The organism is Streptomyces sp. NPDC002690, assembly GCF_053592415.1.
Map to the genome: position 1 here is coordinate 26,806 of NZ_JBSFVR010000013.1, position 14,573 is coordinate 41,378.

16 protein-coding genes are annotated in these 14,573 nt (G+C 70.5%); 5 read left to right on the plus strand and 11 right to left on the minus strand.

The window, feature by feature from the left end:
* Window positions 1–338 precede the first annotated feature (338 nt).
* The gene (locus ACWD3D_RS03550; RefSeq protein ID WP_451459261.1) at window positions 339–773 is read left to right on the plus strand and encodes a hypothetical protein; all 435 of its coding nucleotides are present in this window, start codon (window positions 339–341) and stop codon (window positions 771–773) included.
* An 18-nt stretch (window positions 774–791) separates the two neighbouring features.
* Here ACWD3D_RS03550 and ACWD3D_RS03555 read toward each other — a convergent pair whose 3' ends face one another.
* A complete protein-coding gene (locus ACWD3D_RS03555; protein ID WP_451459262.1) occupies window positions 792–1,913 on the minus strand; it encodes a PP2C family protein-serine/threonine phosphatase in 1,122 nt (373 codons plus the stop codon).
* 276 nt (window positions 1,914–2,189) lie between these two features.
* Here ACWD3D_RS03555 and ACWD3D_RS03560 point away from each other — a divergent pair, with 276 nt between their 5' ends.
* Complete coding sequence (locus tag ACWD3D_RS03560) at window positions 2,190–2,543, plus strand: hypothetical protein (protein WP_451459263.1); 354 nt, start codon at window positions 2,190–2,192, stop codon at window positions 2,541–2,543.
* A gap of 130 nt (window positions 2,544–2,673) precedes the next feature.
* Here ACWD3D_RS03560 and ACWD3D_RS03565 read toward each other — a convergent pair whose 3' ends face one another.
* The 4 genes from ACWD3D_RS03565 to ACWD3D_RS03580 all read right to left on the minus strand — a co-directional run bounded on the left by ACWD3D_RS03565 (window position 2,674) and on the right by ACWD3D_RS03580 (window position 5,651).
* Window positions 2,674–3,180, minus strand: coding sequence for a polysaccharide biosynthesis/export family protein (locus ACWD3D_RS03565; protein WP_451459264.1), 507 nt, complete (start codon window positions 3,178–3,180; stop codon window positions 2,674–2,676).
* A 46-nt stretch (window positions 3,181–3,226) separates the two neighbouring features.
* Window positions 3,227–4,648 carry a PASTA domain-containing protein gene (locus ACWD3D_RS03570; RefSeq protein ID WP_451459265.1) on the minus strand — a complete coding sequence of 474 codons (1,422 nt, stop codon included), beginning with the start codon at window positions 4,646–4,648 and terminating at the stop codon, window positions 3,227–3,229.
* Between the two features lie 302 nt (window positions 4,649–4,950).
* On the minus strand, window positions 4,951–5,403 hold the full coding sequence (locus tag ACWD3D_RS03575) for a hypothetical protein (protein ID WP_451459266.1): 453 nt from the start codon (window positions 5,401–5,403) through the stop codon (window positions 4,951–4,953).
* Complete coding sequence (locus ACWD3D_RS03580) at window positions 5,400–5,651, minus strand: hypothetical protein (protein ID WP_451459267.1); 252 nt, start codon at window positions 5,649–5,651, stop codon at window positions 5,400–5,402. The genes ACWD3D_RS03575 and ACWD3D_RS03580 overlap by 4 nt, the downstream gene beginning before the upstream one ends.
* Before the next feature lie 147 nt (window positions 5,652–5,798).
* On the opposite strand from ACWD3D_RS03580, the gene ACWD3D_RS03585 reads away from it, so the two are divergent.
* Together ACWD3D_RS03585 and ACWD3D_RS03590 are read left to right on the plus strand one after the other, a co-directional pair.
* Window positions 5,799–6,623, plus strand: coding sequence for a helix-turn-helix domain-containing protein (locus tag ACWD3D_RS03585; protein WP_451459268.1), 825 nt, complete (start codon window positions 5,799–5,801; stop codon window positions 6,621–6,623).
* Entirely contained in the window at window positions 6,610–6,834 is a 225-nt protein-coding gene (locus ACWD3D_RS03590) for a DUF397 domain-containing protein (RefSeq protein WP_451459269.1), read from the plus strand. The genes ACWD3D_RS03585 and ACWD3D_RS03590 overlap by 14 nt, the downstream gene beginning before the upstream one ends.
* A 73-nt stretch (window positions 6,835–6,907) precedes the next feature.
* Here ACWD3D_RS03590 and ACWD3D_RS03595 read toward each other — a convergent pair whose 3' ends face one another.
* The 6 genes from ACWD3D_RS03595 to ACWD3D_RS03620 form a co-directional block, all read right to left on the minus strand.
* Complete coding sequence (locus ACWD3D_RS03595; protein ID WP_451459270.1) at window positions 6,908–7,291, minus strand: hypothetical protein; 384 nt, start codon at window positions 7,289–7,291, stop codon at window positions 6,908–6,910.
* 185 nt (window positions 7,292–7,476) lie between these two features.
* On the minus strand, window positions 7,477–8,226 hold the full coding sequence (locus ACWD3D_RS03600) for an HNH endonuclease (RefSeq protein WP_451459271.1): 750 nt from the start codon (window positions 8,224–8,226) through the stop codon (window positions 7,477–7,479).
* 5 nt (window positions 8,227–8,231) lie between these two features.
* Window positions 8,232–9,683 (minus strand): AAA family ATPase, encoded by a 1,452-nt coding sequence (locus ACWD3D_RS03605; RefSeq protein ID WP_451459272.1) that lies wholly within the window; start codon window positions 9,681–9,683, stop codon window positions 8,232–8,234.
* 492 nt (window positions 9,684–10,175) lie between these two features.
* On the minus strand, window positions 10,176–11,021 hold the full coding sequence (locus ACWD3D_RS03610; RefSeq protein WP_451459273.1) for a sugar phosphate isomerase/epimerase family protein: 846 nt from the start codon (window positions 11,019–11,021) through the stop codon (window positions 10,176–10,178).
* Window positions 11,018–12,160: a dihydrodipicolinate synthase family protein gene (locus ACWD3D_RS03615; RefSeq protein ID WP_451459274.1), complete on the minus strand. Its 1,143-nt coding sequence runs from the start codon at window positions 12,158–12,160 to the stop codon at window positions 11,018–11,020. The genes ACWD3D_RS03610 and ACWD3D_RS03615 overlap by 4 nt, the downstream gene beginning before the upstream one ends.
* Complete coding sequence (locus ACWD3D_RS03620) at window positions 12,157–13,308, minus strand: Gfo/Idh/MocA family protein (protein WP_451459275.1); 1,152 nt, start codon at window positions 13,306–13,308, stop codon at window positions 12,157–12,159. Before ACWD3D_RS03620 ends, ACWD3D_RS03615 begins: the two co-directional genes overlap by 4 nt.
* 115 nt (window positions 13,309–13,423) lie before the next feature.
* Between ACWD3D_RS03620 and ACWD3D_RS03625 the strand changes: the two genes are divergently transcribed.
* Complete coding sequence (locus tag ACWD3D_RS03625) at window positions 13,424–14,515, plus strand: LacI family DNA-binding transcriptional regulator (protein WP_451459276.1); 1,092 nt, start codon at window positions 13,424–13,426, stop codon at window positions 14,513–14,515.
* The last annotated feature ends 58 nt before the right edge of the window (window positions 14,516–14,573 follow it).

Genomic DNA, 14,573 nt, shown 5'->3' on the forward strand with positions numbered 1-14,573 from the left:
CGGAATGTCATTTTTGTTTCTTACCGATCAACCGAGGCCAGCACGGAGACTATTTACGTGCGATTTACACGGACTGCCGCACGCCACACCGAGCCACCCCCGCCACACCGAGTCACCCCCGCCGCCCCGAGTCGCCTCCGCCGCCCCGAAAACCGGTGGAACCGTGTCCCCGTGCGCCGTTACCGTGCTCGCGCCCCGCTCCACCCGAGTTCACCCCGTCAAGGACACGCCGATGTACACCGAGTGAGACACCCCGAGCGCTGACCCCCCGCGCGCCGCCCCGTCGGGCCGCGTGCACCTTCTCGCTGCGGTTCTCTCACTGAAATCGGTGTATCTCCATGTCCGGAAACCGGGCCGTCGTGCCCACCGTCTGCCTGCCCACCGTCCGCCCGCTCGCCGCTTACCTCGCCGTCCGTCCGCTCGCCGACCGCCCGCCGATCGCCTTCGGCCGGGGGCACGGCTACCGCGCCTCGCCTGGCATCGGGTACGGGTCCACCGCCGGGCTCGCCGTCCCGGCGTGGGCGACCGTGCCGCGCTTCGAACTCGGCGTCCCGCTGTTCGGCAACCGCCTCGACCGAGCGGCGGAGCCCCTCGGGAGCCGACGTGCGCGGCGTCGCACCGCAGGCTCCGACGCGACCGGGCGTCCGGCCTGGCAGTCGCCGTACGGGCCGCCGCGGAACCGGGCGCACCGCGGTCGGTGGGCGCCCGTGCCGGGGGTGGCCGACGCCCCGTCCGCCGTACGGCTCGCGCTCCTGTGCGGGCGCTGCGAGTGATCCGGGTGGAGGTCCGGTTCAGGCGGACGGTACGGCCGGACGCTCCAGGACGATCATGACGGCATCGTCGTCCAGTCGCCCTCCGACCCACTCCATCAGGTCTTCCCGGAAGCGGCCGAGAAAGGCGTCGGCCTCCTTCTCGGCCCAGCCGGTGATGCGCTCGGCGAGCGGGTAGAACGCGCCGGTGCCGTCACGGGCCTCGGTGACCCCGTCCGTGTACAGCAGCAGGAGGCTTCCCGGCTCGAACGGGAAGCTGTCGACGTGGTACCCCGGATGCGCCAGCTCGCCCAGGCCGAGCGGGGGCGCTGGGTGGAGGACGTCCATCGTCGTCGGTCGGCCGTCGCACAGGACGACCGGCGGCGGATGTCCGCAGGCGACCATCTCGACCCGGCCGCCCTGGTCGGGGATGTCCAGGACGGTCGCGGTGATGAACGTTTCTCCGTAGCGGTTCGCCTCTCCCGGCTCCGTCAGGTCCCAGCACACGCTCCGGTCGAGGTAGCTCACCAGTTCGCCCAGGCTCGACTGGCGGTGGGCGGCGACACGGAACGCGCCGAGCAGCAGGGAGGCGTCGTTCACCGCGGTCATCCCCTTGCCGCGCACGTCTCCGACGATCAGCCGGGTCCCGGAGGCGGTGCGCGCCACCGCGTACAGGTCCCCGCCGATCTGGGCCTCGGCCTCCGCGGCGAGGTAGAGCGAGGCGACGCGCAGGGGCCCCAGTGTCCTCGGAAGTGGGGGCAGGACCACGCGTTGAGCGGCTTCGGACACGTACCGCACCTGCGCCAGCTCCTTCGCCCTGCGCTCCCTCAGTACGCAGAAGATCACGAGCATCACGCCGACCAGCACCAGGGAGATGATCTGGGCCTCGTGGTTGGCGGAGAGAAGTTCGTCGGGATCACGCGCCAACCCGATGACCGACTGCGAGATCACCGCCAGCGCGGCGATCAGACCCACCGTCCGGGGTCCGGCGAACGAGGCCGTGACCGCCGGGGCCGCGACGAGCAGTGGCCCGAGGTGGATGTCGGACGGCGAGAGAAGGTCGGCCACCGACACCGCGACGATCCACAGGATCGGGATGATGATCAGAAGCCGGTCCCGGCCGGCTCGCACCCTCCGGCGAGGCCCTACGCGGCGCTGTGACATGACTCCTCTCTACACCGCCCCCTACCGGCCCGCGCGCAGACACGGGCGGCGAGGCCGCGTACCTGTGGGAGGGAGCGGGTGGCTCACCGAGGCGCCGTCGCGCCCCCGCGGCGGAGTGGGGTTCCGACCGGCGTCGGCGTGCCGGTGCACTCCCGGCACTCTCGGCAAGCCGAGAACCGAACGTACGTCCGGTGCGTCGCTAAGGTGTGGAACGCATCCACCCTGTCGCCGACTCCCACGTGGCCCGGTGCCACTCCTTGCAGCGAAGGACCCGCCATGCCCGGTCACCGTCAGCCCTTCCGCCGTATCGCAGCCTTGGCCGCCGCGCCCGTCGCCGTACTGCTCCTGACAGCCTGCGGCGGCGACCCGGTGCACGGGACGATCACGGAGAAGGAGTACAAGCGCGGCAGCACCACGTACACCGACGAGGCGGTCACGCGCAGCGAATGCTCCACGACCAGGAAGAACGGCAAGACCAAGAAGTCGTGCCACCAAGTGAAGACGGGTGCCACCAAGCGCGTCGAGCACCGTAAGGGGGAGTGCTACCAGATCGAACTGGACAACGACGCGCACGAGTTGTGCATCTCGAAGAGCAAGTGGGACAAGGTGCGCGTCGGCGACAAGTGGTGAGCGTCTGCGACGGGTCGTGAGCGAAGGACCTGATCGCACCTGATTCCGACCGGCGCCGGCGCAGGTGCCCGGGCCCCCGGCACGCGTGTGGTCCCCGGGGACGGTGGCGTCGGCCTCCGAGTGAGGATGATCAGAAGAGCCTCACACGCGCCACGTTGACCAGCGGCTGCGTGAAGACCTGGGCATCCAGCAGCCCCTGCTCGATCTGGTGCTCCGCCTCGAAGAAGCGGTTGTCGCGGACGAGGACCCCGCCCAGAAAAGGCATGTTGATGCTGCCGGAGCCGTCCACGGGGAACGAGCCGGAGCTCGCGTCGATGGTGCCGTCCGGGTTGAGCATCCGCACGAAGAGCAGGTCCCCCGGCTGGACGGTGTTCTCCAGGTCCACCCGGTCGCCCCGCATCCCGAGATTGACGGTGACGGTGGTGAGGATGCCGTCATTGACGAACCGGTCCTCGATCTCCGCCCGTAGGTCCGGCGTCAGTGGCTTGCCTTCGGCGAGGATCGTGTTCAGCGAGGGGATCCGCAGCAGGCGGGAGGCATCGACCGCGTAGTCGTGCGAGAAATCCGTCACCACCCCAGCCGCGTCCCGTACCTCGACCTGGACGATCTCCCCCGGCTCCAGTGCTGTGGCCGACATGGTCGTTCCTTTCCCGGCGCGCCCGGTCGCCGTTCCGGGCGGGGCCTCAGGTCACCACGAGCGTCATGGTCGTCAGCGGCTCCACCGGCGTCCCGGCGGCCGGGGACTGCGAGGTGATCCGCGACCCCGGACGGCTGGAGTCGCCCCGGACGTCGGGGGTGACACCGCTGCGGAGCACGGTGAAGAAGAAGTCGCCCAGTTCCCTGCGGTCGAGCCCGAGCGCGTCCAGCCGGGAACCCAGGAAGTTCAGGCAGTGGTCGACGCCCTCAAGGTTGATGCAGGCCAGCAGGTCGACGACCGGTTCCGCCATCTGACCGACGAGTTGGGGCATCGCGTTGGGCGCCGCCGGCGACGGAGTGACCGGGGCGAGGATCTCCTTCTGTTTCGGCATGTTCGGCGGCAGGCCGGTGAGACGGAAGTCCGCCTTCCCCTGGATGTCCCGCATGAACACCTCCGGGTCGCGCGCCTCCTTCAGGTTCTCGATGGCGAACGACGCGGCCTCCTCGATCGCGTCGAGGTCACCGGCGAGTGCCGCCCGCAGGGCCTGGAGGTCCGGCCCGTCCGGTGCGAACTCGAACTCGGCGGTGTGCCGGACGTCGAGGATGTAGTCGACCAGGTTGAGCAAGTCGATGCTCTGCGACCGCAGCTTCGCGCAGCGGATCAGCACCCGGCGCTGTTTCTCGATGTCGGCGATGTTCGGCGGGGTCGGCCCCAGCGCGATCGCGTACGGTGCCAGCGTCGCCGTGTACGAACGCGGCTGGGCGCGCACGCTGGCGGTCCACTCGTCCATCGCCGCGTAGAGCTGGTTCACCAGCTCCACCGGGTCTCCGCTGCGCGGCTGGGTGGTGAAGGTGCCACCGTCATGGAGTACGAACGCCTCCGCCCGCGCCTCCGCGTTCCGCATCGCCTCCGCGATGTTGATCCGTACCTCGGCCGAGACCGTCACTCCGTAGCTGCCCTCCAGCGCGGCGTTGAGCGACATCTTCGACTGCACACTCTTGGTGTCGATCCGTACGACCCCGAAGAACCGGCCTCCCGTGCCGATACCGCGCACGAAGTACTCGCCGAACTGTCCCTCCAGCGTCTTCCCTTGCTCCACCAGCTTCGCCGCCGCCTCCGACAGCGCCGGCGAGTCCATCTGCTCGAAGGCGAAGGTCCGCGAGTTCGACACCATCACGCTGAGAGAACTCGACTGGACCCGGCACCGCTTGGAGAAGTCGAGTGAGGCCGAGCCGCTGAAGAGCCCGATCCCGGCCGAGATGTCCGCTCCCACCCCGAGTTCGGACTCCAGGTCCTGTGTCGTCTCGATGCGCCGGAAGGTGAAGGAACCGGTCTCCCCGCCGCCGACCTGCGGCGGAGTCACCGGCCCTGTAGCGCCGAGGGCCATGGGGCTGCCGCTCGCCATCGAGACCCCGATGCCGATGTCGTATCCGTCGCGCATCGGAACCGTCTCCTGCTTCATCACCATGGCGCATCCTCCGTCCCCGCTGTGGGCCGGGCGGGCCTGGGGCGAGCTGTCGCGCCGGGGGTCGCGAGTCCGGCCGGCCGGGCAGGTGGTATTCGGCTTGGCCGGCTCGGGACGGTGGCCCGCCCGGCACGGGCCGGGCGTCGTACGCTCCCGACCCGGGTGGCGGCCGACGCCGACCGGCCCTTCCGGTTCTCGGACACCTCCGGCGGCTTTGTCGCCGGCCAGGCGAGAACTCCGTCTCTCATTGTCCACCCGGGCACCGAAAACCGCAGCTCAGAGGGGCAGTTGCCCAAGGCGCCCGCTCATTGGCCCTGCTGACCCCAGGGCTGCGGCCGGGGATCGGCGCCGACGGCGCCGACCACGGTCTCCGCCCCGCCCGCGACGGCCTGCCCCTCGCCGTCGTCGCAGTCGTCGTCCTCCTCCTCGAAGTCCTCGACCTCACCATCAGCGGCCAGCCGCGCTCCCCGGCTCTCCGCGATGCGTCTGACGTCCCGGAGCGACTCGCTCAACCGGTTGGCGAGGAACCGGTATTCCGCCCCGGTGACCCGCTGGTCGGCCAGCAGCGCGGTCGCGTGGTCGAGCAGTTCGTCCGCCATGTCGAGCTGGACGCTCTCGATGTCGTCGGCCATCCGCGAGACGAGACCGGTGCCGTCCCCCAGGACGTAAGCCGGCTTGCCACCGTCTCCTGTCCACGGCAGCAGCCGGAACGTCCCGCCCGCGCGATGGACGACGTCGAGGTCGGGCCTGTGGTTCACGCGGCTGCTCCCTCGGAGTGCGTGAGGCGGGTGACCAGCGCGATCCGCTCGGCCCACTCTTCGTCCGTCACGACGTACGGGCGGACGAGCACGGTGTCCTCGCCACGCAGCGGGCGTCCGCCGGTGCAGCGGGTGGTGAGGCCGGACGGGTGCGGGCGGGGGGCCGGGGCGGGCGCGGGGCGGGAGGCCCGGGCGGGTCGTACCAGCCGCTTCAGTGAGCCGGTGACCCTGCGGACGAGGTCCTTCATCTCTGCGCGTTCTCCTTCTGACGACGACACCCACGAACGGGTGCGTTCCGTGGTGAATCCATCACAGAGTGGGGCGGCTGCTGGCTACGCTGCCAGGGGTTCGGGCTTGACAGCCCAGCTGTCAGGAACAGGGGAGTTGGTGCCGCCATGACACTGAGCCGAAAGCCTCGGACGCTGCGGGAGAGGTACGGAGAGGAGCTACGGCTCCGACGGTTGGCCGCCGACCTCACGCAGGAGGAACTGGGCGTACAAGTGGTCTGTTCTCCAACGCTGATCAGCCACTGGGAGGCGGGGCGGCGCCTGCCGAAACCGGATGACGCACGGAGGATCGATCTGGCGTTGAAGACGGACGGGTTCTTTCTGCGTTGGCTCCAGGATCTGGACTCGAAGTACGAGGATCACTTCGCCGTAATGGCCGAGTTGGAGAAGCTCGCCACACACATCCAGCAGTTCGGGCTCTCTCTGGTACCGGGCTTGCTTCAGACCGACAGTTACGCGCGCGCACTCTTCCAGGCGTACCGACCGAATCATCGGCAGGAAGACCTTGACAGAGAGGTTGTCATCCGAACAGAACGTGCTCAGATCATCAACGGTCCATTGAACCCGGTGATGTGGACCTTGCTCGACGAGGCGGTGCTCAGGCGCAGAGTCGGGGGCAGGCAGGTGATGGCCGAGCAACTTCGCAAGGTCGCCGACATGGCGGAGAGCGGCCGACTGCGCCTGCATGTGCTGCCGTTCGAAGTAGGGGCCCACCCTCTTCAGCAGAGCTTGCTATCCATGTTGAGCTTCGAGGAAGCCGAGCCGGTTGCCTACACCGAAGGGTTTCTGACTGGCAACCTGATGGATGAGCCGTCCTTGGTCAAGGCCAGCCAGACGGCATACCATCTCGCTTTGAGCGATGCAATGTCGCAGCAGGAATCACTGGCGCTCGTGCGGGCAGCAGCGGAGGAACACGAACATGGTCAGCAATAGGCTCGGAATCTCCGATGCGCATACGCTCACCGGTTGGTTCAAGTCCAGTTACAGCGGTGGTGACCAGGCCGACTGCCTCGAAGTAGCAACCGGCCACCCCGCCATCCCCGTCCGCGACAGCAAGGCCCCCAACGGCCCCGCGCTCGTCTTCTCCCCCGCCGGATGGTCCTCGTTCGTCGCCGCCGTCAAGAGCGGCCACCTCGACGCCTGACCGGCCTCTTCTCCCAACAGGTAGCTGACGAACAGCGGGTGAGAGGCTTCGGCTACGTCCAAGGCTCGCCGCATCAGCCCGGCAGTCGGTCCGGCCGCCCCATCCGTTGCCCCGCCGCATCGCGGACGCGCCGAGTACGCCCCGTGGCGGCGAGCACTCCGAGGGCGGCGGGCGAATTGATCTGCGGGGATGCCACGGCTGTGCGCTGGAACCAGTCGGACGCGTCGGACAGTTCCTCGGCGCTCCACGCCTCTTCCAGCACGACGGCCCTGAGCAGCGTCCACTCGCGAAGTCGACGGGTGAGGAAGTCGTGGTGCACCACCACGGTGGCCATGAGGTCGGCCCAGGCGGTGAACCGGGCGTCCGTCAGCAACTCGTTCGCGCGGCGGTCCACATGGCGGACCACCGCGCTCTGCCCCATCTGAACGTCCTGGTCCCCCAGCACGGCTGAGACCAAGGCCGCCTCCCCTTCATGTGGGACGGAGGCCAGAGCTCGAAGGTGGTCGGTGAAACGCCGGTGCTCAGCGGGCTCGTGATCGGCAGCCTCGTCGGCCGATGCGCCTGTCTCCACCAGTGACTCTCCTCCGGACTTGTCCATAGAACCTCTGGACCTGCGCGTGAAGGATGGCAGGTCGCGCCCCCTCACGCCCGCGCCAGAAAGCTCGCCCGTAACTCCGGGTCCCGCAGCAGCGCCAAGGTCTCCTCCTCGCCGTCGAAGAGCAGTTCGGCAGCGGGGTGCCCGGACTGGTGGAACATCGCGGCGAGTACGTCGGCGAGCGGGCGGTCCCAGGCGACGCGGGCGACCTCGTCGGCCTTGGTGTGCTGGCCCCGGTCGGTGGCTATGCGCCAGAGTTCGACGGACTGCTTGGCCGTGGCGTAGGCGGTACGGCGCCCGGCGACGAGGACGCCGCGCCGGTTGAGGCCGAACACGTCTATGCAGGCGTCGCCCTGGGCGCTGAGCCCCCGGTACGTACAGAGCGGCAGCACCAGGCGCAGGTGGTTCAAGGGGTCGTCCAGGGTGGGGTCGAGGAGGAGTGCGCGGCCGGTGCTCGCGTCGCGCGGGAAGAGGTCGCGCTTCTGGTTGCTGTTGCAGTAGGAGCAGGCCAGCAGGTAGTTGGTCCAGTCGAAGGTGCGCAGCGGCGCCTGGCTCTTCGGCTCGAAGTGGTCGATGTCGGTGCCCTGGCTGTCGCCGCAGTACATGCAGCGCTGGTGGCCGGGGGCCATGTCGGTGAGGGCGGCGAGGACGCCGGGGCGCACCCGTCGGCGTACGGCGAAGCGGCCCCAGAGGCCGATGGCGGTCGCCTTGCGGTCGGAGGCCGCCGCGTCGGCGATCTGCCGGGTGTACGTCGCTAAGTGTTCCTGGGTGTCCAGGGGCAGTTCGGGACGGGTCATCCGGATCACTTCGTCTCGCCCGCCTCTCCGGCCGCGTCCCTGGCCTCGTTTTCGACCCCGTCCCCGTACCCGTCGGTGATGTCCTGGACCTGGTCGGCGATCCGGTACAGCCGGGCGGAGACCTCGTGGGCGCGGGCGGTCGGGGAGCTGGACAGCAGGCTTTTGAGCTCCTTGTACCGGGCGACGGTCTCGGGCGAGGTGTCGCCCTCGTACACCTTGGACTCCAGGGCGACGAACTCGGCGCGGGCGTACTCGGCGCGTTCCGAGTACGGGGTGTCGAGACCGAAGAGGTCGGAAAGGACGGCGTCGTCGCCGCTGCCGTAGACGACCCGTTCGTACAGGTCCTCGGGAACGACCTCCGGGGAGGCCCCCTCGTCGACGCCGGGCAGGCGGATCAGGCCGCCGGGGTCGGCGGCCTGGCAGATGTAAGGGCTGTGGGTGGTGACGATGAACTGGATGTTGGGGAAGTGCGTGGTCAGCCAGGGGCCGATGCGGCGCTGCCAGGAGACGTGGAGGTGGGCGTCGATCTCGTCGATGATCACGACCCCGGGGACCTGGAGCGGGCTCGGGCCCTCGTCCTCGCCGCCGCGGCCCAGCGCGTGGTCCCCGAAGGCATCGTGGATCTGCTTGAGCAGGTCCACCACGAGGGCGGCGACGGTACGGAACCCGTCGCTCATCTCCCGCAGCGGGAAGCGGTGTCCGCCCCGGGTGACCCAGAGCCCTTCGGAGTCGACGTCCTTGATGCGGTAGCCGTCCGGGAGGAGTCCGTCGCCGAGGACCGAGAGGGCGGCCTCCTTGAGGGCCAGCGCGCCTTCCCGGCCTTCCAGCGCGCGCAGATGCTGTTCGATCAGCCAGGCGACGCCCTCGGCGAGCGAGGCGTCCTCGTGGAAGAGACTCGCCTGTCGGGCGACGGGCCCCGAGGCCAGCATCAGCCGCTGTACGTCGCCCGAGCCGCCGGCCATCCGCCGGAACGGGCCGTACGCGGCGCAGAACCAACCCACCGGGTTGTCGGCCCACGGGCCGCGCTGGGCGGCACTGGCGCTCTGGGTACGGGAGTTGCTCCGGATCTCGCCGAGTGCGGGCTGCGCGCTCTTGCGCCCGGCCGCCGATTCGCCGGGGGGCGTCCAGCGCAGGCCCGTACCGAACTTGTTCTGGGTGCGGCCCGAGGCGGTGAACTTGTCGAAGTCCTTGTCGCGGACGATCTCCGCCGAGGCGCTGCCCGACTCCGCGCCGCGCGTGACCCAGTTCTCGAAGCCCTGGACCAGTCCACGGGCTGCCACCGGTCCGCTCAGCGCGAGGGCGAGGGCGCGCAACAGGGTGGTCTTCCCGGCGCCGTTGCGGCCGGCGAGGACCGTCCAGCCGGCGTGCGAGCCGTCCGGACGGGTCAGGGTCAGATCGACTTTTCGCGGTCCGTTGAACGACTTGATGTTCTCGATGGTGACGCGGGAGACGTACATCTGCTGACGGTTCCTTCCGGGGCGCGGGAGTCCGTGTCGGGCAAGGAGAGGCCGGCGCGGGCGGAGTCGGAGGGGTGGACCGGGGTCGGCCCCGTCGTGGACGCGGTGCGGGCACGCGCACGGACGCGGTGGCGGATGTCCGAGTTTACGAGGGATGGGGGGCGGGGGCGTAGCCATCTGCGGCCGGAAACTGAGACGCGGTCAGCGGAACCGGAGGGTGGGACGCGTGAGGCGGCTGGAGGGCCGGGCGAGCAGGCGCCCGTCTGCGCCCCGGAAAAGCGAAACGGGCCCGGCCTCGCGGCCGGACCCCTCTCGCTTTCCCCCCGTCGGGCCTTCCCGTTCCCCCCGGACCCCTCCCCCGGAAGTCCCGACGCAGAGTGTGACCGGGCAGGGATGCCAAGGGTTGTACGCCTTGACCATCTCTTTACCTTGATCGCCGAGAGCGCTCTCCGCAGGCGGATTCACACGCTCCGGGGACGCCCGGAGAGCGCCTCAGCAGGCGTGCTCCAGGAAGCGGGCCGCCACCTCGGCGAGGACTTCGCCGCCGTCGCGGGCCCAGAGCCCCTCGTTGAAGATCTCCACCTCGATCGGCCCGTCGAAGCCGGTCGCCTCGACCAGCGTGCGCAGGGCGCGGAAGTCCACGCTGCCGTCGCCGAGCTGGCCCCGGCCCAGCAGGACGCCCTCGGGGAGCGGGGTGATCCAGTCGGCGAGCTGGAAGGAGTGGATACGGCCTCCTGCCCCGGCACGGGCGATCTGCGCGGGGGCCTGGTCGTCCCACCAGACGTGGTACGCGTCGACCACCACGCCGACCTGCTCGGCCGGGAAGCGTTCGGCGATGTCCAGCGCCTGGGAGAGGGTCGAGACGACGCACCGGTCGGACGCGAACATCGGGTGCAGCGGCTCGATGGCGAGGCGGATGCCGCGCTCGGCCGCGTAGGGGGCCAGCTCCGCGAGGGCGTCGGCGATGCGTTCGCGGGCGCCGACGAGGTCCTTGCTGCCCTCGGGCAGGCCGCCCGAGACGAGGACCAGGGTGTCCGTGTGGACGCCGGCCGCCTCGTCGATCGCCGCACGGTTGTCGTCCAGGGCGCGGGTCCGCGCCTCCGGGTCGATCGCCGTGAGGAAGCCACCCCGGCAGAGACTGGTGACGGTGAGTCCCGCGTCGGCGAAGAGGCGCCCGGCGCGCTCGACGCCGTACTTCTGCACCGGTTCGCGCCAGAGGCCCACTTGGCCGACACCCGTCTTCGTACAGCCCTCGACGAGCTCCTCCAGGGACCACTGCCTGACGGTCTCCTGGTTGATGGAGAACCGGGACAGGTCCTGTCCGGTGCCGGTGGTCATCGGGTTCCTCCCTGGACGGTCAGCAGCGCCCGCATCCGGCTCTCGGCCAGCTCGGGATCGGGGAACAGGCCGAGCCGGTCGGCGAGTTCGTACGCCTTCGCGAGGTGCGGCAGCGAACGGGCCGACTGCAGACCGCCGACCATCGTGAAGTGCTCCTGGTGCCCGGCCAGCCAGGCGAGGAAGACCACGCCCGTCTTGTAGAAGCGGGTGGGCGCCTGGAAGAGGTGGCGGGAGAGCTCGACCGTGGGGTCCAGCAGATCCCGGAAGCCCTGGGTGTCGCCGGTGTCCAGGACCCGTACGGCGTGCGCGGCGAGCGGGCCGAGCGGGTCGAAGATGCCGAGCAGGGCGTGGCTGAAGCCGCGTTCGTCGCCCGCGATCAGCTCCGGGTAGTTGAAGTCGTCGCCGGTGTAGCAGCGGACACCGCTGGGCAGCCTGCGGCGCACGTCGATCTCGCGGGCCGCGTCGAGCAGCGAGATCTTGATGCCGTCGACCTTGTCCGGGTGCTCGGCGATGATCTTGAGGAAGGTGTCGGTGGCCGCGTCCAGGTCGGACGAGCCCCAGTACCCCTCCAGGGCCGGGTCGAACATCGGGCCGAGCCAGTGCAGGACGACCGGCTCGGTGGCCTGGCGCAGCAGGTGGGCGTACGTCTCCGCGTAGTCCTCGGGGCCCTCGGCCACGGCGGCGAGCGCACGGGAGGCCATCAGGATGGCCTGGGCGCCGCTCTCCTCGACGAGGGCGAGCTGCTCCTCGTAGGCGGCGCGCACCTCGGCGAGGGTCGCCGGGCCGGTGAGCTGGTCGGTGCCGACCCCGCAGGCGATCCGGCCGCCGACCGCCTTGGCCTCGGCGGCGGAGCGGCGGATCAGTTCGGCCCCGCCGGCCCAGTCCAGGCCCATGCCGCGCTGGGCGGTGTCCATCGCCTCGGCGACCCCGAGGCCGTGCGACCAGAGGTGGCGGCGGAAGGCGAGGGTGGCGTCCCAGTCGATCGCGGCGGGCCCGTCCGGACTGACATCGACGTACGGATCGGCGACGACGTGGGCGGCGGAGAAGACCGTGCGCGAGGCGAGCGCGGCGCCGCCGGGGGCCAGGTCCAGGGAGGTGGTGCGAGGCTCGTACGCCCCGTGCGGCAGGTGGATCGTCACAGGGTCAGCTCCGGCAGGTCGAAGCGACGGCCCTCGGCGGCCGACTTCAGGCCCAGTTCGGCAAGCTGCACGCCCCGGGCACCGGCCATGAGGTCCCAGGAGTACGCCTCGTCGAGGACGACGTGGCGCAGGAACAGCTCCCACTGCGCCTTGAAGCCGTTGTCGAAGGTGGCGTTGTCGGGGACCTCCTGCCACTGGTCCCGGAAGGACTCGGTGACGGGGAGGTCGGGGTTCCACACCGGCTTCGGGGTGGCCGAACGGTGCTGGACGCGGCAGTTGCGCAGTCCGGCGACGGCGGAGCCGTGGGTGCCGTCGACCTGGAACTCGACCAGCTCGTCACGGTTGACGCGCACGGTCCAGGAGGAGTTGATCTGGGCGACTGCGCCGCCCTCCAGCTGGAAGATGCCGTACGCGGCGTCGTCGGCGGTCGCGGCGTAGGGCTTGCCCTGCTCGTCCCAGCGCTGCGGGACGTGCGTCTGGACGTGCGCCTGCACGGTGGTGACCTTGCCGAACAGCTCGTGGAGGACGTACTCCCAGTGCGGGAACATGTCCACGACGATGCCGCCGCCGTCCTCGGAGCGGTAGTTCCACGAGGGGCGCTGCGCCTCCTGCCAGTCGCCCTCGAAGACCCAGTAGCCGAACTCGCCGCGCACGGAGAGGATCTCGCCGAAGAAGCCGCCGTCGATGAGGCGCTTCAACTTGAGCAGGCCCGGCAGGAAGATCTTGTCCTGGACCACGCCGTGCTTGATGCCGGCGTCACGGGCCAGGCTTGCGAGTTCGAGGGCGCCTTCCACGTCGGTGGCGGTGGGCTTCTCGGTGTAGATGTGCTTTCCGGCGGCGATGGCCTTCTTGATCGCCTCGACGCGTGCCTGGGTGACCTGGGCGTCGAAGTAGATGTCGATGGTGTCGTCCGCGAGGACGGCGTCCAGGTCGGTCGACCACTCGGTGAGGCCGTGCCGGGCGGCCAGCTCCTCCAGCGCGTGGGCGCGGCGGCCGACCAGGACGGGTTCGGGCCACAGCACGTCGCCGTTGCCGAGGTCGAGGCCGCCCTGCTCGCGGATCGCGAGGATCGAGCGCACCAGGTGCTGCCGGTATCCCATACGACCCGTGACGCCGTTCATGGCAATGCGCACAGTCCTGCGAGTCACGAAAGTTCCCTCCGTCTGCCGTAGCAAGCGCTTTCTATCGTGTAAGAAGCTAGCCTGCCGACAGCGGCCCGGACAAGAGGGGCGCCGCGACCGAACTCCGAGGAGAACAGACACGATGACAGTCACCCTGGCGGACGTCGCGGCACGCGCCCGGGTGTCCCCGGCCACCGTCTCCCGCGTCCTCAACGGCAATTACCCCGTCGCCGCGACGACGCGCGAACGCGTGCTGCGCGCCGTGGACGACCTGGACTACGTCCTCAACGGACCGGCCAGCTCCCTCGCCGCCGCCACCTCCGACCTGGTCGGCATCCTCGTCAACGACATCGCGGACCCGTTCTTCGGCATCATGGCGGGCGCCGCGCAGTCGGAGATCGGCGTCCCCGGCGACGGCACCTCCCGGGCCGGCGGCGAGAAGCTCGCCGTCGTCTGCAACACCGGCGGCTCCCCCGAGCGCGAACTCACCTACCTCACCCTTCTCCAGCGCCAGCGCGCGGCGGCCGTCGTCCTCACCGGCGGCGCGCTGGAGGACCCGGCGCACCAGGCGGCGATGGCCGCGAAGCTGGGGCGGCTCGCCGACGCGGGCACCCGGATCGTGTTCTGCGGGCGGCCCCCGCTGCCCGAGAACGACGCGGTGACGGCCGCACTCACCTTCGACAACCGGGGCGGCGGCCGGCGCCTGACCGAGCACCTGATCTCGCTGGGCCACCGCCGGATCGGTTACGTCGCGGGCCCCCAGGAACGCACCACCACCCGCCACCGGCTGGAGGGACACCGCGCGGCGATGCGGGCGGCGGGACTGGCCGGCGAAACCGCTGCCCCCGAGGACGACCGGCTCACCGTGTACGGCCCGTACGACCGCCGCTCCGGCTACGAGGCCACCCTCGAACTCCTGCGCCGCGAACCGGGCGTGACCGCCATCGTCGGCGCCAACGACTCGGTGGCCCTGGGCGCGAGCGCGGCCGTGCGCGAGCAGGGGCTGCGCATCCCCGAGGACGTCTCGGTGGCCGGCTTCGACGACCTGCCGTTCTCGGTGGACACCGTCCCGGCCCTCACCACGGTCCGGCTGCCGCTGTACGAGGCGGGGGCGCGGGCGGGACGCCTCGCCATGGGCACGGAGACCCCGCCGCCCGGCGGCATCGCGACGATCCGCGCGGAGCTGATGGTGCGCGGGTCGACGGCGCCGCCGCGCGGGGACCGGCTGACCTGAGGGCGCCGCCACGCGATAGAAAGCGCTGTCTGTACGGTGGTCGACGCATCGGATACCG